34 protein-coding genes are annotated in these 23,997 nt (G+C 39.0%); 20 read left to right on the forward strand and 14 right to left on the reverse strand.

Annotated elements, in window-relative coordinates; all coding sequences use genetic code 11:
- Positions 1–15: 15 nt before the first annotated feature.
- Positions 16–738, reverse strand: coding sequence for a DUF421 domain-containing protein (locus ACH6EI_RS08380; RefSeq protein WP_226313301.1), 723 nt, complete (start codon positions 736–738; stop codon positions 16–18).
- Between the two features lie 327 nt (positions 739–1,065).
- Here ACH6EI_RS08380 and cspD point away from each other — a divergent pair, with 327 nt between their 5' ends.
- Together cspD and ACH6EI_RS08390 are read left to right on the forward strand one after the other, a co-directional pair.
- A complete protein-coding gene (gene cspD, locus ACH6EI_RS08385; RefSeq protein WP_013057877.1) occupies positions 1,066–1,263 on the forward strand; it encodes a cold-shock protein CspD in 198 nt (65 codons plus the stop codon).
- 242 nt (positions 1,264–1,505) lie between these two features.
- Complete coding sequence (locus ACH6EI_RS08390) at positions 1,506–3,083, forward strand: peptide chain release factor 3 (RefSeq protein WP_028414456.1); 1,578 nt, start codon at positions 1,506–1,508, stop codon at positions 3,081–3,083.
- Between the two features lie 97 nt (positions 3,084–3,180).
- Here ACH6EI_RS08390 and ACH6EI_RS08395 read toward each other — a convergent pair whose 3' ends face one another.
- Both ACH6EI_RS08395 and ACH6EI_RS08400 read right to left on the reverse strand, forming a co-directional pair.
- On the reverse strand, positions 3,181–3,507 hold the full coding sequence (locus ACH6EI_RS08395) for a DMT family transporter (RefSeq protein WP_013057875.1): 327 nt from the start codon (positions 3,505–3,507) through the stop codon (positions 3,181–3,183).
- A complete protein-coding gene (locus ACH6EI_RS08400) occupies positions 3,504–4,037 on the reverse strand; it encodes a TetR/AcrR family transcriptional regulator (RefSeq protein ID WP_034328103.1) in 534 nt (177 codons plus the stop codon). The genes ACH6EI_RS08395 and ACH6EI_RS08400 overlap by 4 nt, the downstream gene beginning before the upstream one ends.
- A 237-nt stretch (positions 4,038–4,274) precedes the next feature.
- On the opposite strand from ACH6EI_RS08400, the gene ACH6EI_RS08405 reads away from it, so the two are divergent.
- Entirely contained in the window at positions 4,275–4,850 is a 576-nt protein-coding gene (locus tag ACH6EI_RS08405) for a poly-gamma-glutamate hydrolase family protein (RefSeq protein ID WP_099331133.1), read from the forward strand.
- On the opposite strand, the gene ACH6EI_RS08410 is transcribed toward ACH6EI_RS08405, so the two are convergent.
- Positions 4,801–5,355, reverse strand: coding sequence for an HAD-IIIA family hydrolase (locus ACH6EI_RS08410; protein WP_099331132.1), 555 nt, complete (start codon positions 5,353–5,355; stop codon positions 4,801–4,803). The genes ACH6EI_RS08405 and ACH6EI_RS08410 overlap by 50 nt on opposite strands.
- A gap of 148 nt (positions 5,356–5,503) precedes the next feature.
- On the opposite strand from ACH6EI_RS08410, the gene ACH6EI_RS08415 reads away from it, so the two are divergent.
- Both ACH6EI_RS08415 and ACH6EI_RS08420 read left to right on the forward strand, forming a co-directional pair.
- Complete coding sequence (locus ACH6EI_RS08415; RefSeq protein WP_099331131.1) at positions 5,504–6,826, forward strand: AlbA family DNA-binding domain-containing protein; 1,323 nt, start codon at positions 5,504–5,506, stop codon at positions 6,824–6,826.
- 157 nt (positions 6,827–6,983) lie between these two features.
- Entirely contained in the window at positions 6,984–7,130 is a 147-nt protein-coding gene (locus ACH6EI_RS08420) for a hypothetical protein (protein WP_165351766.1), read from the forward strand.
- A 38-nt stretch (positions 7,131–7,168) separates the two neighbouring features.
- Here the strand turns inward: ACH6EI_RS08420 and ACH6EI_RS08425 are convergent, their stop codons facing one another.
- The gene (locus ACH6EI_RS08425) at positions 7,169–7,612 is read right to left on the reverse strand and encodes a hypothetical protein (protein ID WP_028414451.1); all 444 of its coding nucleotides are present in this window, start codon (positions 7,610–7,612) and stop codon (positions 7,169–7,171) included.
- Positions 7,613–7,730: 118 nt separating this feature from the next.
- Here ACH6EI_RS08425 and ACH6EI_RS08430 point away from each other — a divergent pair, with 118 nt between their 5' ends.
- From ACH6EI_RS08430 to ACH6EI_RS08470, 9 genes are all read left to right on the forward strand, one after another.
- Positions 7,731–7,949 (forward strand): DUF1659 domain-containing protein, encoded by a 219-nt coding sequence (locus tag ACH6EI_RS08430; RefSeq protein WP_013057868.1) that lies wholly within the window; start codon positions 7,731–7,733, stop codon positions 7,947–7,949.
- A gap of 15 nt (positions 7,950–7,964) precedes the next feature.
- A complete protein-coding gene (locus ACH6EI_RS08435) occupies positions 7,965–8,177 on the forward strand; it encodes a DUF2922 domain-containing protein (RefSeq protein WP_014459305.1) in 213 nt (70 codons plus the stop codon).
- Between the two features lie 55 nt (positions 8,178–8,232).
- Complete coding sequence (locus ACH6EI_RS08440) at positions 8,233–8,370, forward strand: YvrJ family protein (protein WP_013057866.1); 138 nt, start codon at positions 8,233–8,235, stop codon at positions 8,368–8,370.
- An 84-nt stretch (positions 8,371–8,454) separates the two neighbouring features.
- Complete coding sequence (locus tag ACH6EI_RS08445) at positions 8,455–8,868, forward strand: BlaI/MecI/CopY family transcriptional regulator (protein WP_013057865.1); 414 nt, start codon at positions 8,455–8,457, stop codon at positions 8,866–8,868.
- Between the two features lie 3 nt (positions 8,869–8,871).
- Positions 8,872–9,723 carry a M56 family metallopeptidase gene (locus ACH6EI_RS08450; RefSeq protein WP_014459306.1) on the forward strand — a complete coding sequence of 284 codons (852 nt, stop codon included), beginning with the start codon at positions 8,872–8,874 and terminating at the stop codon, positions 9,721–9,723.
- Positions 9,724–9,761: 38 nt separating this feature from the next.
- A complete protein-coding gene (locus tag ACH6EI_RS08455) occupies positions 9,762–10,469 on the forward strand; it encodes a DsbA family protein (RefSeq protein ID WP_098112343.1) in 708 nt (235 codons plus the stop codon).
- Complete coding sequence (locus ACH6EI_RS08460; protein ID WP_028414446.1) at positions 10,469–10,879, forward strand: disulfide oxidoreductase; 411 nt, start codon at positions 10,469–10,471, stop codon at positions 10,877–10,879. Before ACH6EI_RS08455 ends, ACH6EI_RS08460 begins: the two co-directional genes overlap by 1 nt.
- An 806-nt stretch (positions 10,880–11,685) precedes the next feature.
- Positions 11,686–12,168 carry a DUF2243 domain-containing protein gene (locus ACH6EI_RS08465; protein ID WP_047750497.1) on the forward strand — a complete coding sequence of 161 codons (483 nt, stop codon included), beginning with the start codon at positions 11,686–11,688 and terminating at the stop codon, positions 12,166–12,168.
- On the forward strand, positions 12,161–12,919 hold the full coding sequence (locus tag ACH6EI_RS08470) for a cytochrome c oxidase assembly protein (protein ID WP_028414444.1): 759 nt from the start codon (positions 12,161–12,163) through the stop codon (positions 12,917–12,919). Before ACH6EI_RS08465 ends, ACH6EI_RS08470 begins: the two co-directional genes overlap by 8 nt.
- A 38-nt stretch (positions 12,920–12,957) precedes the next feature.
- Here the strand turns inward: ACH6EI_RS08470 and ACH6EI_RS08475 are convergent, their stop codons facing one another.
- Positions 12,958–13,842 (reverse strand): YitT family protein, encoded by an 885-nt coding sequence (locus ACH6EI_RS08475; protein ID WP_016764809.1) that lies wholly within the window; start codon positions 13,840–13,842, stop codon positions 12,958–12,960.
- A 303-nt stretch (positions 13,843–14,145) separates the two neighbouring features.
- On the opposite strand from ACH6EI_RS08475, the gene ACH6EI_RS08480 reads away from it, so the two are divergent.
- Together ACH6EI_RS08480 and ACH6EI_RS08485 are read left to right on the forward strand one after the other, a co-directional pair.
- Positions 14,146–14,271, forward strand: coding sequence for a hypothetical protein (locus tag ACH6EI_RS08480; RefSeq protein WP_016764808.1), 126 nt, complete (start codon positions 14,146–14,148; stop codon positions 14,269–14,271).
- 98 nt (positions 14,272–14,369) lie between these two features.
- Complete coding sequence (locus ACH6EI_RS08485) at positions 14,370–14,843, forward strand: hypothetical protein (RefSeq protein ID WP_028414443.1); 474 nt, start codon at positions 14,370–14,372, stop codon at positions 14,841–14,843.
- Between the two features lie 28 nt (positions 14,844–14,871).
- Here the strand turns inward: ACH6EI_RS08485 and ACH6EI_RS08490 are convergent, their stop codons facing one another.
- The gene (locus ACH6EI_RS08490) at positions 14,872–15,330 is read right to left on the reverse strand and encodes a GyrI-like domain-containing protein (protein WP_028414442.1); all 459 of its coding nucleotides are present in this window, start codon (positions 15,328–15,330) and stop codon (positions 14,872–14,874) included.
- A 251-nt stretch (positions 15,331–15,581) separates the two neighbouring features.
- On the opposite strand from ACH6EI_RS08490, the gene ACH6EI_RS08495 reads away from it, so the two are divergent.
- Positions 15,582–16,016 carry a hypothetical protein gene (locus ACH6EI_RS08495; RefSeq protein WP_028414441.1) on the forward strand — a complete coding sequence of 145 codons (435 nt, stop codon included), beginning with the start codon at positions 15,582–15,584 and terminating at the stop codon, positions 16,014–16,016.
- An 88-nt stretch (positions 16,017–16,104) separates the two neighbouring features.
- Here ACH6EI_RS08495 and ACH6EI_RS08500 read toward each other — a convergent pair whose 3' ends face one another.
- The gene (locus tag ACH6EI_RS08500) at positions 16,105–16,332 is read right to left on the reverse strand and encodes a hypothetical protein (RefSeq protein ID WP_028414440.1); all 228 of its coding nucleotides are present in this window, start codon (positions 16,330–16,332) and stop codon (positions 16,105–16,107) included.
- 128 nt (positions 16,333–16,460) lie between these two features.
- On the opposite strand from ACH6EI_RS08500, the gene ACH6EI_RS08505 reads away from it, so the two are divergent.
- Positions 16,461–17,459 (forward strand): NADP-dependent oxidoreductase, encoded by a 999-nt coding sequence (locus tag ACH6EI_RS08505; protein ID WP_014459317.1) that lies wholly within the window; start codon positions 16,461–16,463, stop codon positions 17,457–17,459.
- 40 nt (positions 17,460–17,499) lie between these two features.
- Here ACH6EI_RS08505 and ACH6EI_RS08510 read toward each other — a convergent pair whose 3' ends face one another.
- The gene (locus ACH6EI_RS08510; protein ID WP_028414439.1) at positions 17,500–18,132 is read right to left on the reverse strand and encodes a YitT family protein; all 633 of its coding nucleotides are present in this window, start codon (positions 18,130–18,132) and stop codon (positions 17,500–17,502) included.
- A gap of 417 nt (positions 18,133–18,549) precedes the next feature.
- On the opposite strand from ACH6EI_RS08510, the gene ACH6EI_RS08515 reads away from it, so the two are divergent.
- On the forward strand, positions 18,550–19,374 hold the full coding sequence (locus ACH6EI_RS08515) for a 5'-nucleotidase, lipoprotein e(P4) family (protein ID WP_028414438.1): 825 nt from the start codon (positions 18,550–18,552) through the stop codon (positions 19,372–19,374).
- Here the strand turns inward: ACH6EI_RS08515 and ACH6EI_RS08520 are convergent.
- Positions 19,367–19,582: a hypothetical protein gene (locus ACH6EI_RS08520; protein ID WP_165573214.1), complete on the reverse strand. Its 216-nt coding sequence runs from the start codon at positions 19,580–19,582 to the stop codon at positions 19,367–19,369. The two genes, ACH6EI_RS08515 and ACH6EI_RS08520, sit on opposite strands and share 8 nt — an antisense overlap.
- Positions 19,583–19,775: 193 nt before the next feature.
- On the reverse strand, positions 19,776–20,345 hold the full coding sequence (locus tag ACH6EI_RS08525) for a GNAT family N-acetyltransferase (protein WP_013083913.1): 570 nt from the start codon (positions 20,343–20,345) through the stop codon (positions 19,776–19,778).
- A gap of 311 nt (positions 20,346–20,656) precedes the next feature.
- Between ACH6EI_RS08525 and ACH6EI_RS08530 the strand changes: the two genes are divergently transcribed.
- The gene (locus ACH6EI_RS08530; protein ID WP_028414437.1) at positions 20,657–21,448 is read left to right on the forward strand and encodes a sulfite exporter TauE/SafE family protein; all 792 of its coding nucleotides are present in this window, start codon (positions 20,657–20,659) and stop codon (positions 21,446–21,448) included.
- A 29-nt stretch (positions 21,449–21,477) separates the two neighbouring features.
- On the opposite strand, the gene ACH6EI_RS08535 is transcribed toward ACH6EI_RS08530, so the two are convergent.
- The 3 genes from ACH6EI_RS08535 to ACH6EI_RS08545 all read right to left on the reverse strand — a co-directional run bounded on the left by ACH6EI_RS08535 (position 21,478) and on the right by ACH6EI_RS08545 (position 23,813).
- Positions 21,478–22,203 (reverse strand): class D sortase, encoded by a 726-nt coding sequence (locus ACH6EI_RS08535; RefSeq protein WP_028414436.1) that lies wholly within the window; start codon positions 22,201–22,203, stop codon positions 21,478–21,480.
- Position 22,204: 1 nt separating this feature from the next.
- Entirely contained in the window at positions 22,205–23,338 is a 1,134-nt protein-coding gene (locus ACH6EI_RS08540) for a processed acidic surface protein (protein ID WP_099331130.1), read from the reverse strand.
- 343 nt (positions 23,339–23,681) lie between these two features.
- A complete protein-coding gene (locus ACH6EI_RS08545) occupies positions 23,682–23,813 on the reverse strand; it encodes a hypothetical protein (RefSeq protein ID WP_013057845.1) in 132 nt (43 codons plus the stop codon).
- Between the last annotated feature and the right edge of the window lie 184 nt (positions 23,814–23,997).

Here is a 23,997-nt window from a genome sequence, read left to right on the forward strand (position 1 = left end):
AGTTATGTCTCAACCTTATTCTCTGTCTGTAGGAGCGGACAGCTGATCTTTATACTCATCTACATAGAGCATGCCGTTTGTTGACACAACTGCATACAGCACTTGGTTCAACTGAAGCTGACGATTTGAAAGCTTAAGGTTGATCCATTGTTCGGTATATTGAGATGTTAAATTTTTATGAATAATTTCTCCGTCCATGATGAGTTCTACCGGTAAATTCATTTCTTTAAACGGCTTAGACAAAACGTCCTGTTTGGCAATGTTTTGATAAGCAGTTTTCTTTAATACCGACAGTTTTCCGCTTACTTCTAAAACAGCAAATTCTACTTCAGCAATGTTGAACGTTCCTAGTTCTCGTAAATGCTGATTCAAGTCGTCAATGGAATATTTGACTTTTTTCATATTTGCTTCAAGAAGCTTTCCTTTTTCCATAATAACCGTCGGGCGGCCTGTAATCCATTTTCGTAAGCGCCTGCTTTTTAGAGCTGTTGATGCTAAAAGAAAATGAATGGCCACAAGAAAAGCAAAAGAAGCGAACATCGGCAGAAATTTTAATTTTAAATCAAATCCCATATTTGCGATGAACGATCCAATAATGATGGACATTGCAAATGTAAAATGATTATTATGCGTGTTAATTTGTTTTCCAATCAGGAAAGTTGTAATGCTTAAGATAATAAAAGAAACAAAGGTTCTAAGAAGGGACAAAAGAATGTCTTCCATCGCTTGTGATGTCACCTGCTTTCTCATAAATAGAAAGAGTATTTATCTCTATAGCGTTATCCATTTAAAGGATCGTTATACAAGAAGAAAAATCAAGAAGAAGTGCGGATAATTCGTTCACATTCGGCTGCTTAAAAAGGGGTAGAAAGGCTGTAGGTAAGGGATAGAAGCGAACAAAAAGAATGTGCAAATTCCTTTGAAATTTTTTGGAGGATTTGTTACAATAAAGGTGCTTATTTTTGTTCGGTAAGGATAGTTCGAAGTGTTCGTCTTGACTTATTGTAAGAGCAGGAATAGAGTAATACACAATGTGTGGATTGTCACACAAGGAGGAAAAGAGATATGTTACAAGGTAAAGTAAAATGGTTCAACGCTGAAAAAGGTTTCGGTTTCATCGAAGTAGAAGGACAAGACGATGTATTCGTACACTTCTCTGCTATCCAAGGCGAAGGTTTCAAAACTTTAGAAGAAGGTCAAGAAGTTACATTTGAAATCGTTGAAGGCAACCGTGGACCACAAGCTGCTAACGTTCAAAAGTAATTTTTTTTATAAAGTTTAAGCCGATCAGCAGAACGTTTCTCTGGTCGTTCGTTAAACTAAACTGGGAGAAGGCCCCTTTTATAAAAGGGGTCTTTTCTTGTTCGCTTTTTACACCTTGTTGACGATTTCTTTGATTTTGCAGAAGTATTCAAATATGAAAAAAACTAGTCACGCAGTATAAAAAAAGCGTATAATGAAATGATGAAAATAGGAATTGTAGAGCAGAAAGGATTTTAAAACGTATGAGCAACCAACTTCAAGAAACGATGGTCGATTCACGTCGTACATTCGCCATTATTTCTCACCCGGATGCCGGGAAAACAACGTTAACAGAAAAAATGCTGTTACTGGGTGGAATGATTCGTTCAGCCGGAACGGTTAAAGGAAAAAAATCAGGCAAGTTTGCTACATCTGACTGGATGGAAATCGAAAAACAACGTGGAATTTCGGTTACATCAAGTGTTATGCAGTTTGAGTATAAAGATCACTTTATTAACATCTTGGATACACCAGGACACGAAGACTTCAGTGAGGATACGTATCGTACCTTAACGGCTGTAGACAGTGCGGTCATGGTTATTGACGGAACAAAAGGGATTGAAGCACAAACGCTTAAACTTTTTAAAGTTTGTCGTATGCGCGGTATTCCCATCCTAACATTTATCAATAAATTAGACCGTGAAGGAAAAGAGCCGCTTGAGCTGCTTGAAGAAATTGAAGATGTACTCGGTATTGAATCATACCCTGTAACGTGGCCAATTGGCATGGGGAAACGATTCCAAGGAACGTATGACCGTTTTTCAAAACAAATTGAAGTATACCAAGGAAACAAAGAGTCATATTTTGCAGACTTTGACGGTGAAAATATCGACGATGAAATTAAAAAGCACGTCGATGAAATGTATTTACCAGGCTTAGTGGATGATTTATCTCTATTAGACGAAGCAGGTAATGATTTTTCAATTGAAAAAGTAAAGCAAGGTCTATTAACACCTGTTTTCTTCGGAAGTGCGATTGCAAACTTTGGTGTACAGTCTTTCTTTAATTCATTTTTACAATTAACATCACCGCCGCAGCCTCGTGAATCAACGAATGGCACCGTTCAGCCTACGGATGAAAACTTCTCAGGTTTCATCTTTAAAATTCAAGCGAACATGAACCCAGCTCACCGCGACCGCATTGCGTTCGTACGCGTATGTTCAGGGAAATTCGAGCGTGGAATGAACGTGACGTTAGCAAGAACAAACCGTAAAATGAAGCTAGCGCAGTCTCATCAGTTCCTGGCGTCAAGCCGTGAAACAGTAGACACAGCGTATCCTGGAGATATCATTGGTTTATATGATTCAGGCACGTATCAAATCGGGGACACAATTGTAGGAGAAGGAAAAGTATTCGAATTTGATGCTCTTCCAAAGTTCCCGCCTGAACTGTTTGTAAAAGTTCGTGCGAAAAACGCAATGAAATCCAAGCACTTTGAAAAAGGGATTAATCAGCTTGTACAAGAAGGGGCGGTACAGCTTTACCGTACGCCGTTCTTTGGAGATTATATTTTAGGAGCAGTCGGTGAACTTCAGTTCCAAGTATTTGAACATCGTATGAAAGGTGAGTACAATGTCGATCTTGAATTCACACGCATGTCTCACAACATTGCAAAATGGGTAGACAAAGCAACAATTGAAGATCGCATGCTAGATTCTCGCGTGATGCTAGTAGAAGATCGTGATAAGCATGCTGTTCTTATGTTTGAAAACGATTTTGTATGGCGTTTGTTCCAGGACAAATATCCATCTGTTAAATTCCTAGATCCGTTTAATCTATAAAAGAGTATAAAAAAAGGAAAACGATACATACTACTTTCATAAGTAGACAGTCGATTTTCCTCCTTTGCTTAAGAGTCAGTATTTACTGGCTCTTTTTTTAATGAGCCACTGATTTTAAATTTAAAAGAATGACTCCTGCAATGATTAATACGATGCCAAATACCATCGTAAGACTGCCGCTTTCTTTCCAAATGACTACGCCAATTACAGCTGTCACAGCAGTTCCTACACCAGACCAAATGGCGTATGCAACGCTGAGTGGAATGTGCTGAAGTGATGTGGAAAGCGCATAGAAAGCAAGACCAAATCCTAATAAAACACCAAGACTAGGCCAAAATTTTGTAAATCCGTTTGATGCTTTTAACATAGATGTACCAAATAATTCTGAACTAATTGCAATTGCTAAAAATAAATAGGCTTTCATCGAAAACCCTCCTCTGTTAATTTCCGAAGTTGTTGTTGAATCTGTTTTTGCATGTCTGGATCCACGGGTGCGAGCCCAAACATTTGGCTGAACCATAATCCATCGGCTGCTAAGCGCACGATGGTAGCAAGGACAGGGTCAATGCCGTCTTGTTCAATATGCTGCTGCCACTTTTCATAGTGTGTTTGAAGGTGCTGCAGAAGTTCAGGATTCGTTGCAATACCTGCAAGCAACCCTGCGCTCATCGCTTGTTCACGCTGAAGGTCATGAAGCGTCTCAGCGAGATAAGCCCGGCTCCATTTGCCAGGAGCATCATCATGTTCAATTTGCACGTGTAGCCCGTCATCATATTGCTTTGTGACTGAGTACAGCATTTGCTGAATCAATTCATCTTTTGATGAGAAGTGGTACAACAAGCCGCCTTTACTAACACCGGCTTCTTTTGCTACTTTTTCGAGCGTTAAATTTCCAACGCCGTCACGCTGTACAACCTGAGTGGCCGCAAGCAATATATCATCATATGTAGACACATGAATTTCCTCCTTTTTGATTTTCCCTAGAATACTTTACCGTCTGGACGGTTTGTTTGGCAATACTTTTATTTCGAATTTCAAAAAAAATTTTTGTGCACACTAAAATATAAAGTATAAAAACAAAAATGAACGCGTAAACAAAGGGTTAATCCCTTTACTACTTTTACTATATGAAGAAAAAGGAAAATTAAAGCCTGGGTATATGAAAGATAAAAGAAAGGTGTGAAGAAACAGATGAGGGATGTGTATCAAAGTTTTCAAGAATTATCTCAGTGTGAACGAGCGGGAATTGATTACGAAATAGAGTGTGTCATTCGCCGGAGAGAAATTGTCGTGCTTGCGATTCACGGAGGAACGATGGAAATTGGGACAGGAGAAGTAGCGGAAAAAATAGCAGAAAAGCTGAACGCAACGGTGTACGTATTTAAAACGCTGAAAACAGAAAATCCGTTTGAATTACATGTTACGTCTGCAAACTACGATGAAGAAATGGCCCGTCATCTTGTGAAAAAATCAGAGGTCACCATTTCTCTTCACGGTGCCTATAGCGATGTCTGCACAACTTATATTGGAGGAAGAGACGAAAAGTTAGAAAAAGCGGTGCGTCAAGCACTTTCGAATTTTCCGATCAGTGAAACGCCCGTACATTTAAAAGGCGTTTCACCTCGAAATATCGCCAACGACAATCAGCGGCATAAAGGACTGCAGCTTGAAATCACCACTCCGCAGTATGAACAATTATTACAGGATGAGCAGCTGTTCAACGAGTATGTGAATGCGATAGTATCGGCTGTGAACTCAGTGATGTAAAGATAAATTGAACAGCTTCCTGTATATTGGCTGCAATAAAGGCTGGTTGTACATCAGCCCATTTTCCTCGTTTATGTAACGTGTCATGCCCGGCTCCTGTTAACACTAAAATGCAGTGAGCGCCTGCTGCACTGGCCGCTACTAGGTCTTTCCACCGGTCGCCAATCACGATGCAGTTAGCCAAATTTAAGCTGTGCTCCTCCGCTGCTTTTAACAGCATGCCGGGGTTTGGTTTGCGGCACGAACAGGCGTCTGAATCTTCATGAGGACAAAGGTAAACATCATCAAATCCAAAAGCTAAAAGTTCAGAGATAAACTGTGATTTATTTACCTTTCCTTTTGCAACATCGGGCTGATTCGTAAAGGAAAACAGCGGAATGTTTTGTTTCTTTATGTCTTTAATCGCTTGCTTTGCTTGGGGGAACAGCTGAAAATCACCTGGATATTGAATGTCATTACTACCTCCAATCGTTCCGTCTCGGTCTAAAAATATTGCTTCAATCATGTTATTCACCTCTTTTTCTATCATAATATAAAACAGGATGAATTCGGTAAAAACTTTGTTTTTTGAAAAAAATCAAAGAAGTATGACTGTCTTTTTACTTCTCATCATATGGATAAGTTAAATAGAAGTGGTGAGGAGGGGAAGACAAGTGAACGAAGAATCGTTTTATTCACCATTTATAAGCGAAGACGGAAAGAAAAAAACAATTGGAGAAATTGAGTTTTCAGATGTGCAGCGCATGATGGAAAAACATTTAGAAGAAGGCTATCAGCTTGAGTTCAAGCGCGAAGTAAGCTCAACGGTCAAACGGAAAATCCCAAATATCATCGCTTCGTTTGCCAATGAAAAAGGAGGGTGGCTTATTTTTGGCGTAGATGAAGACGACCATTCCATTAACCTGCTCGAGCGCAAGGAATATGAGCTGTTTATTAATAATATGCTGAAAGATGTCACCAATCCCATTCCTCGTATCGTTACGCGCTTTTTATCACCTGAAGATCACCCCGGGCAAGGTGTTTTTGTTATTTGGATTCCCGAAGGTCCGAACCCTCCGTACATGTCTTACGGGAAAATTTACAGAAGAATTGGAAGCGGCACATCTCCGGTTACGGAAATCGATGATCGCTATCATTTAGATCGTCTTTATCAAAAATCGGAGGATCAAACGCAGCGAATAGAGGAATTTTGCACAAAAGAACTGTCTATCTATAACAGAAAGTGGCCGATGCACGGGAAAAGCTATATTCATTACGGGATGTGTAATATGTACGTGCTGCCACTATATGATTTGCATTTAATCGAACAAATGGAAGAAGAACGGTTAAAGCAATATATTTTAAGCAAGTCTAGCGAACCAAAACACTATCGTTTGGACGATGAGAGTACGGTGATGCTGCATACACCGTTTGTCAAAGCTTCTTATTCAGCGGAATCCATCATTTTTCGAAGCACAGACGTAATTGATGCATATGATAAAACAATTGCGTGGGAGCAGTTTTATAACGGATCAGCTAAGTTTCACATTCCTATTCCGTATATGGAAGAACCAAAACAAATTCATGACGTGCTGAAATCCAGCATTTCAAGCTACATTGATGAGACGATTTTTGAGCAGTTTCAATATATAAACGGACCCTTTTTTCTTACATCTTTAATCAGCTGCATCGGCGGATACATCGATTGTATGATGGAATTAAAAACTGAGCTCGAAGACATGATTATTGTAATTGATTTAGAGAACGTTCGAAATGATGTGCTTTACTTTCCGCATCAGCAGTTTCAAACATTTCTAGAAGAAGAAGGGCTCGTCTTTTCAGATAAAAAGCAGTATCGGTTTAATCAATCATTTAAAACAACAAAACTAGGGGGAAACGTCGAGCTTCTTGCCTACGTTGATTATATCGTAACGGCGTTTGGCCTTTCAAAAAACCAGTCCATGGACTTTCTTAAACATTCGTTAAACCGAGTATAAAATATACAATTTTTTGACAATAGCTAAAAAAATGACAAAAATGAAAAAAAGTATGATAATATCTTTCGTAAGTAATGAGCAAGTAAAGAAGAGAAAGGGGACTCTTTTTTACAGCTGCCGTTGCTAGGTAGGGTTAAACATAAGGGGAGAAAAAGTAATGAAAAAAGCGACATCCATACTTCTAATTGTCCTAGCACTTGCTGGTCTAGGAGGAGTATGCGCTGCTTATTATCATTTGGAGCAGCAAAAGCAAACGGAAGAAATGACGTATGAACAGAACTACATAACCGTAAGAAATGCATGAAAAAACCAGCCAATCGGCTGGTTTTTTTTGGTTTCAAGTCATAGTAAGTAAAATAAAGATTTTGCTTGTTCAGTTTTTTTAAATAACTCCAATGATGTATAGACGCAAAATAGAAAGCCAACGCTTGAAAAAATAAAAAACAAGCGGAGAAAAGGGCGTTTTTTTTGAATGCGAAAGTACGTAAAAACAACGAGTGAACATACAAGCAGTACGCTCATAGCAGCAAATCGAATCGCGAGCTCTGCTAAATCATCAACCGTGCTTTGAAACAGTTTTAGCGTTTCATCGTTCAAATCAGTCTCAGGAATGTTCGTTTTGTCTTGCTGATTTAACACCCCTACATCCCATTTTTCTCGACTATAATCATGAGAAACCGTGTAGTAAAACGGACCAAGCTTTTTTTCATCTGCACCGTCATCAGCAAGTGCTGAAGCTGGATGCATGAATGCTAGAACAAAAAATAAAAAGCTCCACTTTCTCATTACCAAAGCCTCTTTCTAACTCAGACTATCTCCCATTATAAACCAAAAATTTTTATGTTTCCATCATCCCTCTTTCCTATTTCCATTTCTATATATAAAGTGAAAGGGGGAATAAAAGATGGCAGAAAAAATTCAGCATTCAAGCCAGCTTCGCTTAGTATTAGAACAAGGAATAAAAGAGGATGGAAAACCCGATTTAAAGACAAAATCCTATATGAACATTCAGCCCGGAAGTTCTGCAGATGCACTCATTACAGCAAGCGAAACCATCGCCAGCCTGCAGTCGCTGCCGCTTGTTGAAATCAACGAAGTTGTCACGTTTTCACTTTTAAAATAAGAAAAGAGGTAGAGTATGAAAACTTTAACGATGCAGTTTTTGAATGAGTCACAAAAAGCAGTAAGCCTATCGATTGAATCACCAAAAGATACGTTAGACGCAGCAGCCATCACAGCAGCAATGAACGCGCTGATCGCAAGCGATGTTTTTACTTCAAGCGGCGGAGCGCTCGTTGCTAAAAAAGGCGCTCAAATCGTCGAGCGAAATGTAACGGAATTTACGATTTAAAAATGAAAGTCCTTCCACTTCGGTGCGAAGGGCTTTTTTAAAAGGAGAGAGGAAGATGACAGAATGGTTTACGCTTGTCTCAGACGTTGGTTTTCCAGTGGTGGTGACGCTTTATTTACTTCACCGAATCGAAGCCAAGCTCGATACAGTTGTGCTGTCCATTCAGCATTTAACCGATGAAGTAAAAAAGTGATTATGACAATTGTAAGGCGGTTGTCATGGAAAAGTTGACGGATTTGACACCTCACACTACAATTGGTAGTGTGAGGTGTCAAATATGAAAATTGAAAAATTTAAATTTAATGAAACCGGCCTTAATCGCTTTTTTGGCCCGCTTGAAGCGAAAATTATGACGGCTTTATGGAACGGAAGTGAAATGTCCATTAAAGACGTGCAGCACGTGCTTGAGAAAGAAAAAGCAGTTAACTTCAACACCGTTATGACCGTTATGAATCGATTGGTGGAAAAAGGCGTGTTGCAAAAGCGTCTAAAAGGACGTACATCAATGTATCAGCCAATTCTTTCTAAAGAGGAATTTATCGATGCTCAGTCGAAAGAGTTAACGCACGAATTAATCGATGAATTTGGCTCGCTTGCTGTTACTCATATGCTTGATGCGCTAGAAGAAGTGGATGATTCACTGCTAAGCATGCTCGAATCAAAAGTCAAACAGTTAAAAAAGGATGAATAATCAATGAATCAAGGAATACTAAAGCGTTCTAAGCTTATTTTTAACCTGTGCTTTTTTATTGCCGTGACGTTGCTTATGCAGATGGGCATGTATGTGCTGCATTTGCTGTTTGGATGGAATTTATCGTTCAACTTAATTTTACTTTGTAATAAAGTAGCCCACTTTTTCGGCTTGTTTTTTATTGAATACATGCTGAATGCGGTTGTTTTTCATACGATGTTCGTGCTGTTCATTAAAGCTGTAAAGCAAGTGATTCAAATGCGGAAAGTCCGTAAAATGATTACGAAGCTGCGAGATGAAACAACAACGACTAACCTGCAAAAAGCGTATGGAAAAGGTTTAACAGTTTTAACAACAGATCAGCCCATTGCATTAACAATGGGGTTGTTTACACCGCATATCGTCCTGTCTACAGGATTGCTGTCTGTGCTTGATGAAAATGAACTAGAAGCTGTTATTTACCATGAGCAGTCGCACGTTGCAAACAAAGATCCGCTCAAAACATTTTTACTAAGCACGCTTGCTTCTGCACTATGGTATATTCCGTTTATTAAATGGAGCCATAAACGCTTCAAGGTCATGCGTGAAGTGCTGGCTGATCAAGATGCCATTGTGAAAAATGGCACGCCTGCTCACATCGGCAGCGCGCTTTTAAAAATGGTAAAAACGGGACAGGGTAGTCTTTCGTGTGCGCACGTATCATTTGCTGATACGTCGGTTAATTATCGCATTCAATATATTTTAAATCCGGAAACCAAAATGCCGATGCAGCCTCCTGTTGTTTTAACGCTGACGTCGCTATACGTGTTTTTTATTTTGTGTGCGCTAATTTTTACAGCTCTAACAGCTTTGTAAGTTTTTAAGAGAGAGAAAGAAAAGAAGGAGATGAGATTGTGTCAAAAGCAAAGAAAAAGAAAAAAGTAACGCCCAATCAGCAAACGTCCTCGAGCAAGTGGATTTTTTGGGTGATTGGAATTATTGCGGTCTGTATTTTAGGGTTAATCGTCCTTTCTAATATGTCAAAGGGCGGAGGAGATGAAAAGGCCGCTCTTACATATGATAATCAGCCGTATCTTGGAAAAGAGTCAGCTCCGGTAGAAGTGGTAGAGTTTGGAGACTACAAATGCCCGGCTTGTAAAAACTTCACGGAATCCTTTTTCCCGCTGATTCAAAAAGATTATGTAGATACAGGTAAAGTCAAATTCTACTTTATGAACTATGCGTTTATCAACAACGACTCTTCTCGTGCAGCAGAGTTTGCCGAGACGGTATACAAAGAGCTTGGAAACGATACATTTTGGAAATTCCATGAACTTCTTTATAAAAAGCAAAACGCAGCGGACGAAAAGAAAGATGTCTTAACGGAATCTTACTTGGAAGATACGCTGAAAGAAGTATCTAGCGATGCCGATGCAAAAAAAGTAGCGAGTGCATTTAAAGATGAAAAAGGAAAAGATGCGTTTGATCAAGATATGAAGACAGCCAATGACTTAGGCATTACAGGTACACCAACCATTTATGTAGGCGGCAAAAAATTCGAAGGAAAAACAATCGATGACTTTGATCAAATGGTCAAAGATGCGGCTAAGGAGAACAAATAATGAACAAGTCTTTAGTTTTCGGGTGGATTACAGCGCTTATCGCGATGCTTGGAAGCTTAACGTTTAGTGAAGTTCTTCACTTTATCCCGTGTGAACTTTGCTGGTATCAGCGAATTTTAATGTATCCGCTCGCGATTGTGTTAGGTGTAGCCGTGTATCGGAATGATACGTTCATCTACAAATACGTCCTGCCGTTTTCGGTGATTGGTATGGCGCTTTCAGGCTATCATTATTGCCTGCAGAAGATACCGGCTCTTAAAGCATTTGAAACGTGTACAAGCGGTGTTCCTTGCTCAGGTCAATATATTAACTGGCTTGGATTTATCACCATTCCTTTTTTAGCGTTTATTGCGTTTACCATTATTACGATTATGATGCTTGTTCTTCGCAAGCAGATGAAAAAAGCTTAACCTCCGGGTTAAGCTTTTTTTATCTGAAAACAAAAAAAGTCCCGCTTACAAGAAGCGGGTGCAAATAGGGTACATCTATGAAAAATGATGAAATTGTTTTGACAAGAACAGTATATAAAAGAAAAGTGAAAAAACGGTGAAAAGAGAAAAGCTTTTTTAAAAAATATGCTTTTCTTATAAAAAAAGCCCCGCTCACAAAAAGCGGGGAATAAATAGGGGTCATTTATGAAAAATGATGAAATTGTTTTGACAAGAACAGTATATAAAAGAAAAGTGAAAAAACGGTGAAAAGATGGAAGCTTTTAGAAAAAATAAAAAAAGACCTGTTTTGGGGAAACAGGTCATTAGAAAGGGAGTAAAACTATGAAAAAATATGCTAATTGGCTTCGCAAGTACTATCTTATACCTTTATGGTGAAAAAATGATGAAAAAAGAAACTGGATATAAAAAAAGACCTGCTCTGGGGAAGCAGGTCTTCAAAAGGAGTAAAACTATGAAAAAAATATGCTAATTGGCTTCGCAAGTACTATCCTATACCTTTATGGTGAAAAAATGGTGAAAAGAGAAGCGGGATATAAAAAAGACCTGCTTTGGGGAAACAGGTCATTAGAAAGGGAGTAAAACTATGAAAAAATATGCTAATTGGCTTCGCAAATACTATCCTATACCTTTATGGTGAAAAGATAGTGAAAACGAGATTAGGATATAGCTCCTATTTTTCCATATTATAGATTCATTTCTCTTTAATAGGGTATACGTTCATTAGAATCGATATAAACTTAAAGAACTGGCAGGGAGGGATATATATGGAAAAGAAGCACGAAGCAACTGCAAATCAGCGCGTGGTTCACCGCGCTCGAAATAGCTGGTCAGGCTTTTTGTTTGGCGTAGGGTTAGTTGCTTTTATTGATGAAGCAGTGTTTCATCAGCTGCTTCATTGGCATCATTTTTATGATAAGTCCACAACGGCCGCTGGTTTAGTGTCAGACGGTTTGTTTCATGCATTCAGCTGGTTCGCTACAATTGCATCACTTTTTATGGTGGCAGATCTAAGGCGCCGGGGCGGCTGGTGGGTGAAAAGGTGGATAGGAGGAGTATTGCTTGGAGCCGGGGCGTTTCAGCTTTATGACGGGACCGTGCAACATAAGCTTATGGGCCTTCACCAAATTCGGTACGGAGTGAAGATTGCACCTTACGACATTACGTGGAATGTACTTGCATGTTTGATGCTGCTTATTGGCATCATGTTAACATGGTTTACACGTAAACAAGGTGCACATCATGATTAAATATAAAGTAATATCTCAGCTTTTATTAGCCCTGCCTTTTGTCGCTGCCTTTTTTTTATACGTGTGGGCTGTAACGTCTTCAAATGCAACGTATAGAAAATGGTCATTATATAGGACGTCCAGCTGGACACTTGGTATTTTATGCGCCATATCTTCTGTAGCAGGACCGCTCGCAGCTCGTGCTCATATGGACTTTACCGCGCATATGACGGGGCATTTGCTTTTAGGTATGTTAGCTCCGCTTTTAATGGCGTTAGGAGCACCTTTTACACTGCTGCTTCGCACGCTTCCGGTTCATGCAGCCAGAAAGGTGTCAAAACTTTTAAAAGGACGGTTTGTTCGGTTCATCAGCAGTCCGGTGACAGCTTCTGTTCTTAACGTAGGAGGACTTTGGATTCTTTATACAACAAGTCTGTATGGCATGATGCATCACTCTTTTTTCGTGCATGTCGCTGTACATATTCACGTATTTTTAGCCGGCTATTTATTCACCGTATCGATGATTTCAATTGATCCTTCGCCGCATCAAAAAACTTTTACGTACCGAGCGTTCGTATTGGTTCTTGCTCTTGCCGCCCACGGTATTTTATCAAAATATGTGTACGCTCACCCGCCTATGCACGTCTCGGCAGAAGAGGCGCAGCAAGGGGCTATGCTGATGTATTACGGAGGCGATTTAATCGACTTATGTTTAATTGTACTTCTTTGTTATGAATGGTTTAAGCGGGTTCAAAAAGTCTCTTTTACATAAAAACGCGCAGAAAGCATCATGCTTTCTGCGCGTTTTTTTTAGTGAATGTTTCGTTTTTTAAAGCGTCCGCCGCGGACTTCGGTAATATCTGCAACGGCTAAAAAGGCAGTAGGGTCAAAATCTTCAACAATGGTTTTTAGCTTTGATTCTTCAAGGCGCGTAATGATGCAGAAAATCACTTTTTTATCATCGCCCGTATAAGCACCTTCACCGTGCAAATAGGTAACGCCTCTACCTAGACGCGCATTAATCGCATCGCCGATGTCATCAGAATGATCACTAATAATCCAAGCTGATTTTGATTCTTCCAATCCTTCTACAACTGTATCAATGGCTTTAGCCGCAATGATGTACGCAAGGATAGAATACATGGCGCGGTCCCAGGTGAACACAAATCCCGCTGCTCCTAAAATGAAGAAGTTGAAAAACATTACAATTTCTCCTACAGAAAACGGAATTTTTTTACTGATTAAAATAGCAAGTATCTCCGTACCGTCAAGCGCTCCGCCGTAGCGAATTACGAGTCCAATTCCAATTCCGAGAATAATCCCTCCAAAAACGGTAGCAAGGAGAACGTCTGCGGTAAACGCGGGGACATCATGAAACATAGAAGTTAAGATGGATACAACCAGTATGCCAAAAATAGTGGAAAGGGCAAATGTTTTTCCCATTTGCTTGTACCCGATAAATACAAACGGAAGATTTAGTACAAAAAGAAAGATTCCTAGATTTACGCCGGTAATATGCGAAAGCATGATGGAAATACCGGTAATTCCTCCGTCCACAACGTGGTTTGGAACAAGGAAGATTTCAAGTCCTGTGGCCATGAGCAGGGCACCGATCGCAATGGCGATAGCCCTACCAAATACCTGTCCCTTGGACAGCTTTCGGTGCTGAATTTTCGCTTTTTCGAGTTCTGTCATTTGCATGTCTCCTTTGATGTCTCCTATGTATTTCTCACTTTAGAAAAGTGAAACTATCTTTAATTATACCTTACTATGCACAATTAGTGGGGATAGACGGCTTAATTACTTATTTCACTCTATAAAAAAAAGCCTGCTTTAGAGTCATAAGCAGGCTTTTTAAAGAGTAAAACGATGAAAAAAGATAATTGGCTTCACGGCTTTAACTATATAGAGGCTTGATGAAAAAATGATGAAAATGCCGGCATGTGCGGCAAGAAAATCGGGGATACTAGTTAAAAAAGGCCAAAAGGAGATGACGAAATGAGCGTGTGGATGATGTATAATCACTTGATGCACTCGCAAATCTTTTTAAGCAGCGTATTAATTAGCGGTATTCTTCTTGTTAGCGGAGGATTTGTGTACGGCAGAATAATGAGTAAAAAGTGAACCTAATATTGCCGCGGATAGGTTGTTAATGGAAGATGCTCAATAGTAGCTTGGTTAATGTTATACTTGCTCCATAAGCTTAGCGTGGAGGTGTCAGCATGAGCAAGCATCATGATCTAACAACATCATACGGAGAATCGCTAGTGACGTGTGAACATCAGTTTGAAGCTAGCTATTACTATCATCAAGTGCGCGAACAGTGCATGAATCATATTCATGAAATAAGCAAAGCGGTAGCTGAATTCACCGTTGATTTTACAGATGAAAGTTTGAAAATATTAGAGCTTCTTTACTATGATCTAGAAGACAGCAATTGTTTTGACTATTTTTCGATGACAAAAGAAGAATTCGAAGAGTGTATGGGCGTATACTTTGGTGAAGTGGTTACGTCTACGATTGATGAAGCGCGCTGGGTTGTGAAAGAATATCCGCTTATGGAAAACAAGTATGTAACCGGAATTGAAAAAGGGAATCTTTCACTCATGTTTCCCCATGGCTTTTTTAACCATAAAGAGCGGCATCCAGAGTGCGTTTTTACTCTTTATCATTTATATAAACAGCTGCAAAAATAGGAAAAAGGTGAACGTAAGTTCACCTTTTTTAATGTCCAAGCTTTATGGGAATATAAATATCCATTTCATATGTATCACTATATAAATTGCCGTGTATAGCTGTATTTACAATTTCAAGAGCAGGACCTTCAATCATGCTGTAAGAAGAGTTCGGCAGCCATTCATTCCAGATGCTGTTATACGTCGACCCAAGCGATGTAATGGGACCTCTGTGTTTAAACTGCAGGTATGTAAACGAAGGAAACGTATGAACGCTCATACCGTTTGGAATACAAGCCGTATCAGCCACTTCTGTCCCTGCAATATAAAAATAATTTTCTTTTTTCGGAGCCATGCAAATGCCTGTAACCATATAAGGTTCTTTTGAAGAGCTAATCATTTCTTTTTCTTTAAGTATTTGCTTCAAAAGATTCTCTTTTTGATACTCTCCGTTTTTTGCTATGCCTATCACTGAAAATCCTTCTTTATATACAACTTTACCTTGCATAATCCACCTCGAATTTTTCAAGCTCTAGCTTTTATTCTATCAATCATAAATTACTTTACCGTGATTGTAACATAATCTTAAGTAGATATCGATGCAGAAAATGGAACATTACAGTAGCCAGCTTTTGTGAATTAAGAAATAGTTTTAGCAAGCTGGTTGACGGAGGTCTTTGAACTCTTAGTCATGTAAACCAAAAGGTAAGTATATACTTTATTACCATATATTTCATATAACTAAGAGGAGGGAAAGTAATGGGAGACGTAATTCAAAGCCAGCTGAATATATTTTCATCGCAGTCTCAAAGCGTGCAGTCGTTGACTTACGGTTCTGAAACGAGCATTTTAACAGTAAATGCTGAGACGAAAAAAAACAATCAGAAGATGAAAATAGATGGGTTTGCTACAATTGAAGCAAACATTCCTCTTGGATTAACTAGCTATCAATACGGGGTAACACTTAGAGTATATAGAAATTCTCAGCTTTTGTTTTCACAGAATTTACAGCAAGGAGCTGCAGCCGTTCTAACACTATCATTTACTCAGCAAAATGCTCTTTCTTTTACATGGGTAGATACAGTAGCATCAATTGGTACATACACGTACTCAGTCAGAATGGAATTTTTTGTCCGGTCTTCAACTGGGGTGACCGTTCAAACGACTACCCGTGCAATTGCGATTACTACATAAAAACAGCGCCAGAATTCTGGCGCTGTTTTTTTACTGATGCAACACTTTATTTATATAACGTTTACGAAGAGTAAATCCGGGAAACTCCTTAATATAAGTCAAAATGGTAGCTAAACCAGTAGTCGTCCTGCACATTCTTTGTGTTTGAAGCGACAATATGCTCATGACCTTGTTCATCCGTGGCAATCCAGTTATAGTTGATATCCATTTTAATCGGATACATATTGCCTTTTTTAAACAAAATAACGGGGGGAGTTACTTGAACAAACTCGTTTAGTTTTTTAACAACATTTTCTTTACAGCGAATTAGCTCCATGTCTTTTTCTCCTTCGGTGTTATTGCACAATCATATTTTTTGCGTTGTGCACAATATATAATTTAAAATAACAAAGGTAAGTTTAGCACATTTTACAAAAAACAGAGAAATAAAAAGGAGCGATATCGATGAATGAACAAATTTTATTAGCAGAACGCCCAAAGGGAATGCCAACAAAAGATACGTTTAAATACGAAAAAATTGAAATGCCTACAGCGAAAGAAGGCGAGGTACTTGTTCAAACACTTTACCTTTCTGTTGATCCGTATATGAGAGGACGCATGAACGATACAAAATCATATGTTCCTCCATTTGAGCTAAACGCACCGCTTGCAGGCGGCATTGTAGCACGCGTAACGGAATCAAAATCAGATCGCTTTAAAGAAGGCGATATCGTGACAGGTATGCTTCCTTGGAAACGCTATTCAGCCGCAGAAGCAAAAAACTTACAGAAAGTTGATCCAGAGCTAGCGCCAATTACAACGGCTATCGGCGTTCTTGGTATGCCTGGTCTCACAGCTTATTTTGGACTGCTTGAAATCGGTCAGCCAAAAGAAGGCGAAACAGTAGTCGTTTCCGGTGCAGCAGGTGCTGTTGGATCTGTTGTTGGTCAAATCGCTAAAATTAAAGGCGCACGTGTTGTCGGCATCGCAGGTTCTGAAGATAAAATTGCTTATTTAAAAGATGAGCTCGGATTTGATGAAGTGATTAATTATAAAAAAGGAAATGTGAAAGAAGCGTTAGAAGAAGCGTGTCCTAATGGTGTTGACGTTTACTTTGAAAACGTCGGCGGAGAGATTTCAGATGCAGTTGTTAGCTTATTAAATAAATTTGCGCGCATTCCACTTTGCGGCCAAATTTCACTGTATAACTTAGAAAAACAAGATGTTGGACCACGTGTTCAAACACCTTTATTAATTAACAGTGCGCTAATGAAAGGGTTTATCGTAGCCGACTATGCTGACAAATTCCCTGAAGGCATTAAGCAGTTAGGCGAATGGGTGCAGCAAGGGAAAATCAAGTACAGCGAAAACGTTGTAGAAGGTTTTGAAAATGTACCTGAAGCGTTCCTTGGGTTATTCGAAGGAGCAAACTTAGGAAAACAGCTTGTAAAAGTAGCAGAATAAGCGTAAAAAAACCGTGCGGGATCATTTCCGCACGGTTTTTTTACATAGTTGAAGCCGTTTGTTGCTTGGCTTCTTCTTCAATATGTTCACCAGTTCGTTCGATTGGCGAGCGTTTGTGATAGCGTCCAAGCAGTCCTGTCATGATAAAAATACCAATTAACGAATAAAGAACTTGAACTACGCCGAATACCACTGTTGCAGAGCCTACAATCAACACATCTGTCAAAAGCATTGTTTTACCTGGATTAATGCCAAATCTCTTATCAAGAAACACGCATAGCATGTTGATTCCGCCAAGAGAAGAGCCGTGACGAAACAAAAAGATTAGTCCAATGCCGACGATAATGCCGCCCATAACCGCGGCTACAAGCGGATGCGGAAGTGCAAATGAAAAGTTGGCAGCTAATAAATCGGACATCACTGACATCAAGCTAACGCTGATGAAGCTTTTTATCGTAAACTGCAGTCCAATTTGTGTAAGAGCCATAAAATAAAACGGTAGATTGATGATAAAGAACAATACCCCAAATGAAATACCGGTTAAATGCTGCAGCACAATGCCAAGTCCTGCCGTTCCGCCAATAACGAGGTTAGAAGCGGTTAAAAATTGAATTCCGATGGCAACGCATAAGCAGCCAAAGGTAATCCATCCCCATTGTTTTACGTGATTCATATCTCCATCCCCTTTTGTATATTTATACAATACTTTCGATAGAAAACACCGTCTTTTAATTCACAAAATCTATTTTACTATATATCTTTTCAAAAAAAAGCACTTTTGTGAGAGAATCTAACACAAGATAAAAAGTTAGATAATTCAGATTTATTGAGTTCTTCTGGAGCAAATGAGTGATAAGCCGATATGTTTCTAAAAAAAGATTAAAAAGAAAGAATGAGAAAAACGGATTTTGGAAAATGTATAAACAAATATTTGGATAATGGTCAAAAAAAGGGAAGGAATATCAGTTAAAACGAACTATTTTAATTATTAATTAAAATATTATTCGTATTTGTGTTGATTTTTTGTTTGATTGAGGTAATATATAACATTATTAGCATGAAAATATGTAGAGATGGAAGTGGATGCAAAATGAATAAGAAATTATCAGCGTTGACAGGTGTGGCTGTACTTGCTTTTTCGCTTACAGCATGTGCCCCTCAGCAGGAAAAAGAGGTTTCTGCTGAGAAAAAAGAACCCGTTCAAAATCTAGCTGATCAGCAAATTATGGCGGACGCTTGGTACCAGACATCCGGCGAAATGAAAGCTTTGTATTACCAAGGCTATAATACAGGGAAGCTTCGTTTAGATGAGGCGCTTGCAAAAAGTACCGATAAAAAGCCTGCCATTATTTTGGATTTAGATGAGACCGTGCTTGATAATAGCCCATTTCAAGCTTCAGCCATCAAAACGGGTAAAGGATTCCCTTATAAGTGGGATGAATGGGTGCAAGCAGCAAAAGCGAAAGCAGTGCCAGGTGCTGTCGATTTCTTGACGTATGCAGATCAAAAAGGTGTAGATATTTACTACATTTCAGGCCGTACAACTTCTCAGCTTGAGGCAACAATTAAAAACCTAAAGAATTTACATATTCCTCAAGCAACCAAAGACCATGTGCTGTTGACGGGTCCAAAAGACGAAGGAAAAGAAACGCGCCGTCAAAAAGTAGCGACGAATCATAATGTAGTCCTGCTGTTTGGTGATAACTTATCTGATTTTAGCGGCTTTGATAAAAAGTCGATGAACGATCGAAATAAGCTTGTAGAAGAACAAAAAGAAGCATTTGGTCAAAAGCTAATTGTGTTTCCAAATCCAATGTATGGAGATTGGGAAGGAGCTATTTATAACTACGACTACTCAATTTCGGACAAACAAAAAGATAAGCTTCGCCGCGAACAGCTTCAATATTTTAATTAAAAAATAGGTTGAAACATAACGAAATCGCTCCAATCAAAAGGCGAACAAATTGGATACATGAGCTAAACCGCTTGTTACACCGCTGTTGATTTCCGTACAAGACTTCGCTTTCCGCGGGCGGCCGATGAGCCTCCTCGTCGCTTCTCTCCTGCGGGGTCTCATCTATTCCGCTTTTCCCGCAGGAGTCTTCGTCTTGCCCTCCAATCAACAGCTGGTATCACCTGCATTGAATGAAACCTGTGTTCAGCATCACAATAAAAAATCCGAACGAGGTTGATTCTTCATTAAGAATCAACCTCGTTCGGATTTCTCTTCAACTCACATATTGTGTTGTCCCAGCTTCTTTTAATCTTTTTACTATACCCTATTTAAACGATAGCTTGTCCAAATGATTCTACTTTTTAAGAAAGAAGCCACGGAGCATAAGGAGCTTGCTTCCACTCGTGTTTTAACATGCCATAAATTACAAGATCGTGGTAGTGATCATATAGATATTCACCTTCTCTGCAAATGCCTTCTTCCGTAAAACCTAGACGCGTAGGGATGGCTTTGCTTTTTTCATTATTAACGCCGCAGCGTATTTCGACTCGATGAAGGTTTAACGTATTAAATGCATAATTCAGGCATCCGTGTACGGCTCTTGTCATAATGCCTTTTCCTTGGAAATCATGTCCAATCCAATAGCCGAGACTTGTACTTTTATTTCCCCAATTAATTCCGTGGAAACCAATCATTCCGGCGATTTCTCCGTAGTACCGAATGATCGCCTGGAACCCTTGGTTATTATAGTATTGAGCTCTCCATTCAGGGATGAGTTCATCATAGTCAGCAATACTTTGCATGCTATCTACCCATGGGAGCCATTCTTTTAGGTAAGGTCTTGACTCGTTAATAAGAGAAAGCAAGGGGAAAGCGTCAGTTGATTCAATTAAATGCAAACTAACTTCGTCATCAATTTTGTATTCAAACATACGAAAGCCTCCTGTGATGATGGGCCTGCTGAGATAAGCGTAGCATGTAGGCAGTTCTAACATCTAGTTTTTCTTTATTCTACCACAAGTAATAGAAGGGAGAACGAGGAAGTTTAGGCTAAAAGTAAATAACGCATAAAGTCGATAGGATTTTAATGATTAAAAAAATTAATAATTGAAAGCACTTTTATCAATATTTTTACAGAAAAGAAGCATATACAGTGATACAATGGAAGAAGAGATAAGGCGTTGTAATTTATACATACTTTATAACAAACATGATATTGGATTGATAAGCAGGTGGTAAAAACATGGATGTACAACTATTAATAACGGTATTTGCACTCGGGTTTTTCGGGTCATTTTTAGCAGGTATGCTTGGAATTGGAGGGTCAGTTGTTTTGTACCCGCTGTTGCTATTTGTTCCGCCTCTTGTAGGAGTGGGAATGTTCAGCGCACACGAAGTAGCTGGTATAGGAGCCGTACAGTCGCTGTTTGCGTCTGTTTCAGGAGCTCTTGCTTACAAAAAGGGCGGCTATTTGAATAAACCGTTAATTTTATATATGGGTATCAGCGTCTTAGTTGGCAGTCTCATTGGTTCGACGCTATCAAACTCGTTTTCAGAAGGAATGATTAATTTCATTTACGGCGTGATGGCAACAATTGCTGCAGGATTAATGTTTATGCCCAAAAAAAATAATCCAGCGGCTGATTCATTCGAAGTGACGTTTTCAAAACCATTGGCAGCAGCTCTGGCGTTTTTAGTTGGAATTTGCGGGGGGATTGTCGGAGCAGGAGGCGCATTTTTACTCGTGCCTATTATGATTACTGTGTTAAAAATTCCCGTGCGCGTAACGATTGCAAGCTCATTAGCCGTGACGTTTATTTCGTCTATGGGAACAACATTCGGTAAAGTAATGACGCATCAAGTCCTTTTGCTTCCGGCACTTATGATTATTGGAGCAAGCTTACTAGCAGCTCCGATTGGCGCTTTTGTCGGGCAAAAGACGAAGGTAGCGTCGCTGCAAGTGATCTTAGCAGTCGTTATTACGGCGACTTCGTTGAAAATATGGTTTGATTTACTAATGAAATCTATTCATTAAAAAAAGCTGCCTCTTTAAGGGCAGCTTTTTTATTTTGTTGTTGATGCAACAAGGTGAGCGACTAAAATATAGCGTTCAGGTGCTGAACCAACGTAGTTAAATGGATAACAGGTGCTGACGGTTAAAGTGGCTCTAGGTTTTGGCACAATAACGGTCCGGTCATCCGCATCCACAATTCGTACTTTGTTTACTTTGTATGTGAAGGTGCCTGCTGCTGTACTTACCACAAGCGAATCGCCTTCACCCACGTCGCCAAGCTTACGAAAAACCGTATCGCGATGTCCTGATAGAACAGAATTGTCGTTTTGACCAGGCAGCACGCTTCCCGCAAAATGACCGACGCCTTTTTCTAATTCATCTTCGTTCGTACCGTGATAAATTGGCAGCTTCGCGTTTAATTTAGGAATATATAGTTCTCCCATTAAATCACCGATTTTTGGCTGTTTCGGATAAGACACATTTGACACTTTTGGCTTTTTTTCTGAGCTAGCAGTACGAGAGTGTACCGCTTTTTTGGGTTCAACAGAAGAAGCTTCAGCAGAAGAGTCTGCTGTTGATGAGTCCTTGCTTTTAGAGACTGAAGCTGCGGCTGGTTCTTCTGTATCCATTGTTTTAAATGCCAAATAGCCTCTTGCAAATTTATAGGCGTTTGTTGTTGTAAACCAAAGACCAAAGCAGATGACAGCGGCTAAAAGGGAAAGAACAATCAACCGCTTTTTACGATTGATTGTTCTTCTTGTTTTTCTTGGTTCCATTTTATGCGCGTCTCACTTTGCGGAAAAGAACAAAGCCAGCTGCTACAAGCACTAATCCAATTAATGTATTTGTTACATAATTAGAAGCCGTTTCCGGAAGTTTTCCGCCTTTAACGGTTTTTTGTACAGCGCTGTTCGTTTGTTGCTTCTCCGGTTCTTGTTTCTTTTCCACTGCTGGTTTTTGCGCTTGAGCTGGTTTTGCTACAGCTTCAGCAGATTTTTCTACTTCTTTTCCTGTGTCTGTGATGATATCAGAATTAAACATATCGCCTGTGATCACCATGTCTGCTAAAAATTTACCGTCTGTTGTATAAAGAGAAATTTTTAGACTTGCATTTTTTAATTCTTCTAAGTTGATTAAATCAGTAAGAGAAAGCGATCTTTCATTTCCACCTTGTACAAGTGAAAATTTAGCGTCTAAATGGAAGATTGTTAGCATTTCTTTATAAATAGACATTAATTCAGCGATTTGATCAGCAGATAATTCTGTTGCTGTATCAAAATCTTCGAATGCCGCTAAGCGCTCGCCTAATTGATCTAAGCGGTTAAGCGTTGCTTCATTTGAAAGCTCATCTTCTAACGATGTAAAATGTGCTTCAATTCGATTTAACTCTTCTGAAGTTAAGCCTAATTCAGACTGCATAAATGATAGTAAGTCGCTTAAATCTTCTTCACTTAATTCATCATCGTAAGAAGTGTCTTCTTCGTCATATGACTCATCATCTTCATACCAGTCATCGCCTTCTAGATAGAAGCCGACATCATCGTATAAATCATCTAGGTACACATAATCGTCTAAGCTTTGGCCGTTCTCTTTTAATAACGCATTTAAGCTTGTTTTGTCTAAGTCAAAATCTGCATACAAATCTTGCACGTTATGTAAGTCAGCTGCAATCGGTTCACCTAACAAATCTTCTAAATCTGCGATTGTATCGTAGTTTTCAAGACTATCGTCATACAGTGAAAGTGAATATTCAACGTCGTCTTTGGTTACTTCAAAACCTCGCGTTTGGCTTACCGATTTTAAATATTTGTTGAAGTCTGCGTCAAATGTTGACGCGGCTGCGAATGAAGACGTTGGAAATACGCCAACAAACAGCAGAAATGATAATAAAATTGTCCCCAGTTTTTTCATCAATTTTCTCCTTTTTTTTACGTTTTCTACAAGATTATATAGTAAGAGTTATAAATTTACAATATATACTTATATTATATATACCTTGAATATAGTGGTAATTTAAGGTATTTATAGAACTATATATTTTGAGAATACCATATGGAAGGGAGCGGAAAGACCTAGGTAGAAAAAAGGGGAAAATAAAGAAAAAGGTTTATAATTTTTTTGACAAAGCAGAAATATAAAGAAACATCAAAAAAGAACAGCACTTAGAAGCTGTTCTTTTTGAAATGATATGTAAGCATTAGCATAGATAGTTGAAATTCGATACCGTTCCGCTTTAGAAAAAGGTGGCTACGAGTTATGATTTTAGTAAGGATAGTGAAGAAAAGTGAGAGCGCGGTTTTGTCAGCTCTATTTTGATTCCTTTTAGTCTTAAACGTTCTACAAACTGTTTGCGTTTTTTTCGCTTTTCATGCGGGGATTGATTCATATTCGCCTCATCCTCCATATTTAGTCAAGTAGCTAACATATCATTATCATAATCAAAAGATGACGGTTACACAATAAACATTCTCAAATATTCACAAAGATTTAAAATTTGTTACATTGATAGTGTACATGTACCCCATTCTCTTTTTTTATAACATCTCAATGTGCTGTTTTTAAATTGAAGT

The sequence above is a fragment of the Priestia sp. JSM ZJ58 genome (genome assembly GCF_044383985.1).
GTDB classification, from domain to species: Bacteria; Bacillota; Bacilli; order Bacillales; family Bacillaceae_H; genus Priestia; species Priestia zanthoxyli.

Excerpts from the sequence above, each read along its gene's own strand:
- cspD (WP_013057877.1), top strand. The coding sequence starts at position 1,066 with ATGTTACAAGGTAAAGTAAAATGGTTCAACGCTGAAAAAGGTTTCGGT.
- ACH6EI_RS08390 (WP_028414456.1), top strand. The coding sequence starts at position 1,506 with ATGAGCAACCAACTTCAAGAAACGATGGTCGATTCACGTCGTACATTC.
- ACH6EI_RS08395 (WP_013057875.1), bottom strand. The coding sequence starts at position 3,507 with ATGAAAGCCTATTTATTTTTAGCAATTGCAATTAGTTCAGAATTATTT.
- ACH6EI_RS08405 (WP_099331133.1), top strand. The coding sequence starts at position 4,275 with ATGAGGGATGTGTATCAAAGTTTTCAAGAATTATCTCAGTGTGAACGA.
- ACH6EI_RS08410 (WP_099331132.1), bottom strand. The coding sequence starts at position 5,355 with ATGATTGAAGCAATATTTTTAGACCGAGACGGAACGATTGGAGGTAGT.
- ACH6EI_RS08420 (WP_165351766.1), top strand. The coding sequence starts at position 6,984 with ATGAAAAAAGCGACATCCATACTTCTAATTGTCCTAGCACTTGCTGGT.
- ACH6EI_RS08425 (WP_028414451.1), bottom strand. The coding sequence starts at position 7,612 with ATGAGAAAGTGGAGCTTTTTATTTTTTGTTCTAGCATTCATGCATCCA.
- ACH6EI_RS08430 (WP_013057868.1), top strand. The coding sequence starts at position 7,731 with ATGGCAGAAAAAATTCAGCATTCAAGCCAGCTTCGCTTAGTATTAGAA.
- ACH6EI_RS08435 (WP_014459305.1), top strand. The coding sequence starts at position 7,965 with ATGAAAACTTTAACGATGCAGTTTTTGAATGAGTCACAAAAAGCAGTA.
- ACH6EI_RS08440 (WP_013057866.1), top strand. The coding sequence starts at position 8,233 with ATGACAGAATGGTTTACGCTTGTCTCAGACGTTGGTTTTCCAGTGGTG.
- ACH6EI_RS08445 (WP_013057865.1), top strand. The coding sequence starts at position 8,455 with ATGAAAATTGAAAAATTTAAATTTAATGAAACCGGCCTTAATCGCTTT.
- ACH6EI_RS08450 (WP_014459306.1), top strand. The coding sequence starts at position 8,872 with ATGAATCAAGGAATACTAAAGCGTTCTAAGCTTATTTTTAACCTGTGC.
- ACH6EI_RS08460 (WP_028414446.1), top strand. The coding sequence starts at position 10,469 with ATGAACAAGTCTTTAGTTTTCGGGTGGATTACAGCGCTTATCGCGATG.
- ACH6EI_RS08465 (WP_047750497.1), top strand. The coding sequence starts at position 11,686 with ATGGAAAAGAAGCACGAAGCAACTGCAAATCAGCGCGTGGTTCACCGC.
- ACH6EI_RS08470 (WP_028414444.1), top strand. The coding sequence starts at position 12,161 with ATGATTAAATATAAAGTAATATCTCAGCTTTTATTAGCCCTGCCTTTT.
- ACH6EI_RS08475 (WP_016764809.1), bottom strand. The coding sequence starts at position 13,842 with ATGACAGAACTCGAAAAAGCGAAAATTCAGCACCGAAAGCTGTCCAAG.
- ACH6EI_RS08480 (WP_016764808.1), top strand. The coding sequence starts at position 14,146 with ATGAGCGTGTGGATGATGTATAATCACTTGATGCACTCGCAAATCTTT.
- ACH6EI_RS08485 (WP_028414443.1), top strand. The coding sequence starts at position 14,370 with ATGAGCAAGCATCATGATCTAACAACATCATACGGAGAATCGCTAGTG.
- ACH6EI_RS08490 (WP_028414442.1), bottom strand. The coding sequence starts at position 15,330 with ATGCAAGGTAAAGTTGTATATAAAGAAGGATTTTCAGTGATAGGCATA.
- ACH6EI_RS08495 (WP_028414441.1), top strand. The coding sequence starts at position 15,582 with ATGGGAGACGTAATTCAAAGCCAGCTGAATATATTTTCATCGCAGTCT.
- ACH6EI_RS08500 (WP_028414440.1), bottom strand. The coding sequence starts at position 16,332 with ATGGAGCTAATTCGCTGTAAAGAAAATGTTGTTAAAAAACTAAACGAG.
- ACH6EI_RS08505 (WP_014459317.1), top strand. The coding sequence starts at position 16,461 with ATGAATGAACAAATTTTATTAGCAGAACGCCCAAAGGGAATGCCAACA.
- ACH6EI_RS08510 (WP_028414439.1), bottom strand. The coding sequence starts at position 18,132 with ATGAATCACGTAAAACAATGGGGATGGATTACCTTTGGCTGCTTATGC.
- ACH6EI_RS08515 (WP_028414438.1), top strand. The coding sequence starts at position 18,550 with ATGAATAAGAAATTATCAGCGTTGACAGGTGTGGCTGTACTTGCTTTT.
- ACH6EI_RS08525 (WP_013083913.1), bottom strand. The coding sequence starts at position 20,345 with ATGTTTGAATACAAAATTGATGACGAAGTTAGTTTGCATTTAATTGAA.
- ACH6EI_RS08530 (WP_028414437.1), top strand. The coding sequence starts at position 20,657 with ATGGATGTACAACTATTAATAACGGTATTTGCACTCGGGTTTTTCGGG.
- ACH6EI_RS08535 (WP_028414436.1), bottom strand. The coding sequence starts at position 22,203 with ATGGAACCAAGAAAAACAAGAAGAACAATCAATCGTAAAAAGCGGTTG.
- ACH6EI_RS08540 (WP_099331130.1), bottom strand. The coding sequence starts at position 23,338 with ATGAAAAAACTGGGGACAATTTTATTATCATTTCTGCTGTTTGTTGGC.
- ACH6EI_RS08545 (WP_013057845.1), bottom strand. The coding sequence starts at position 23,813 with ATGAATCAATCCCCGCATGAAAAGCGAAAAAAACGCAAACAGTTTGTA.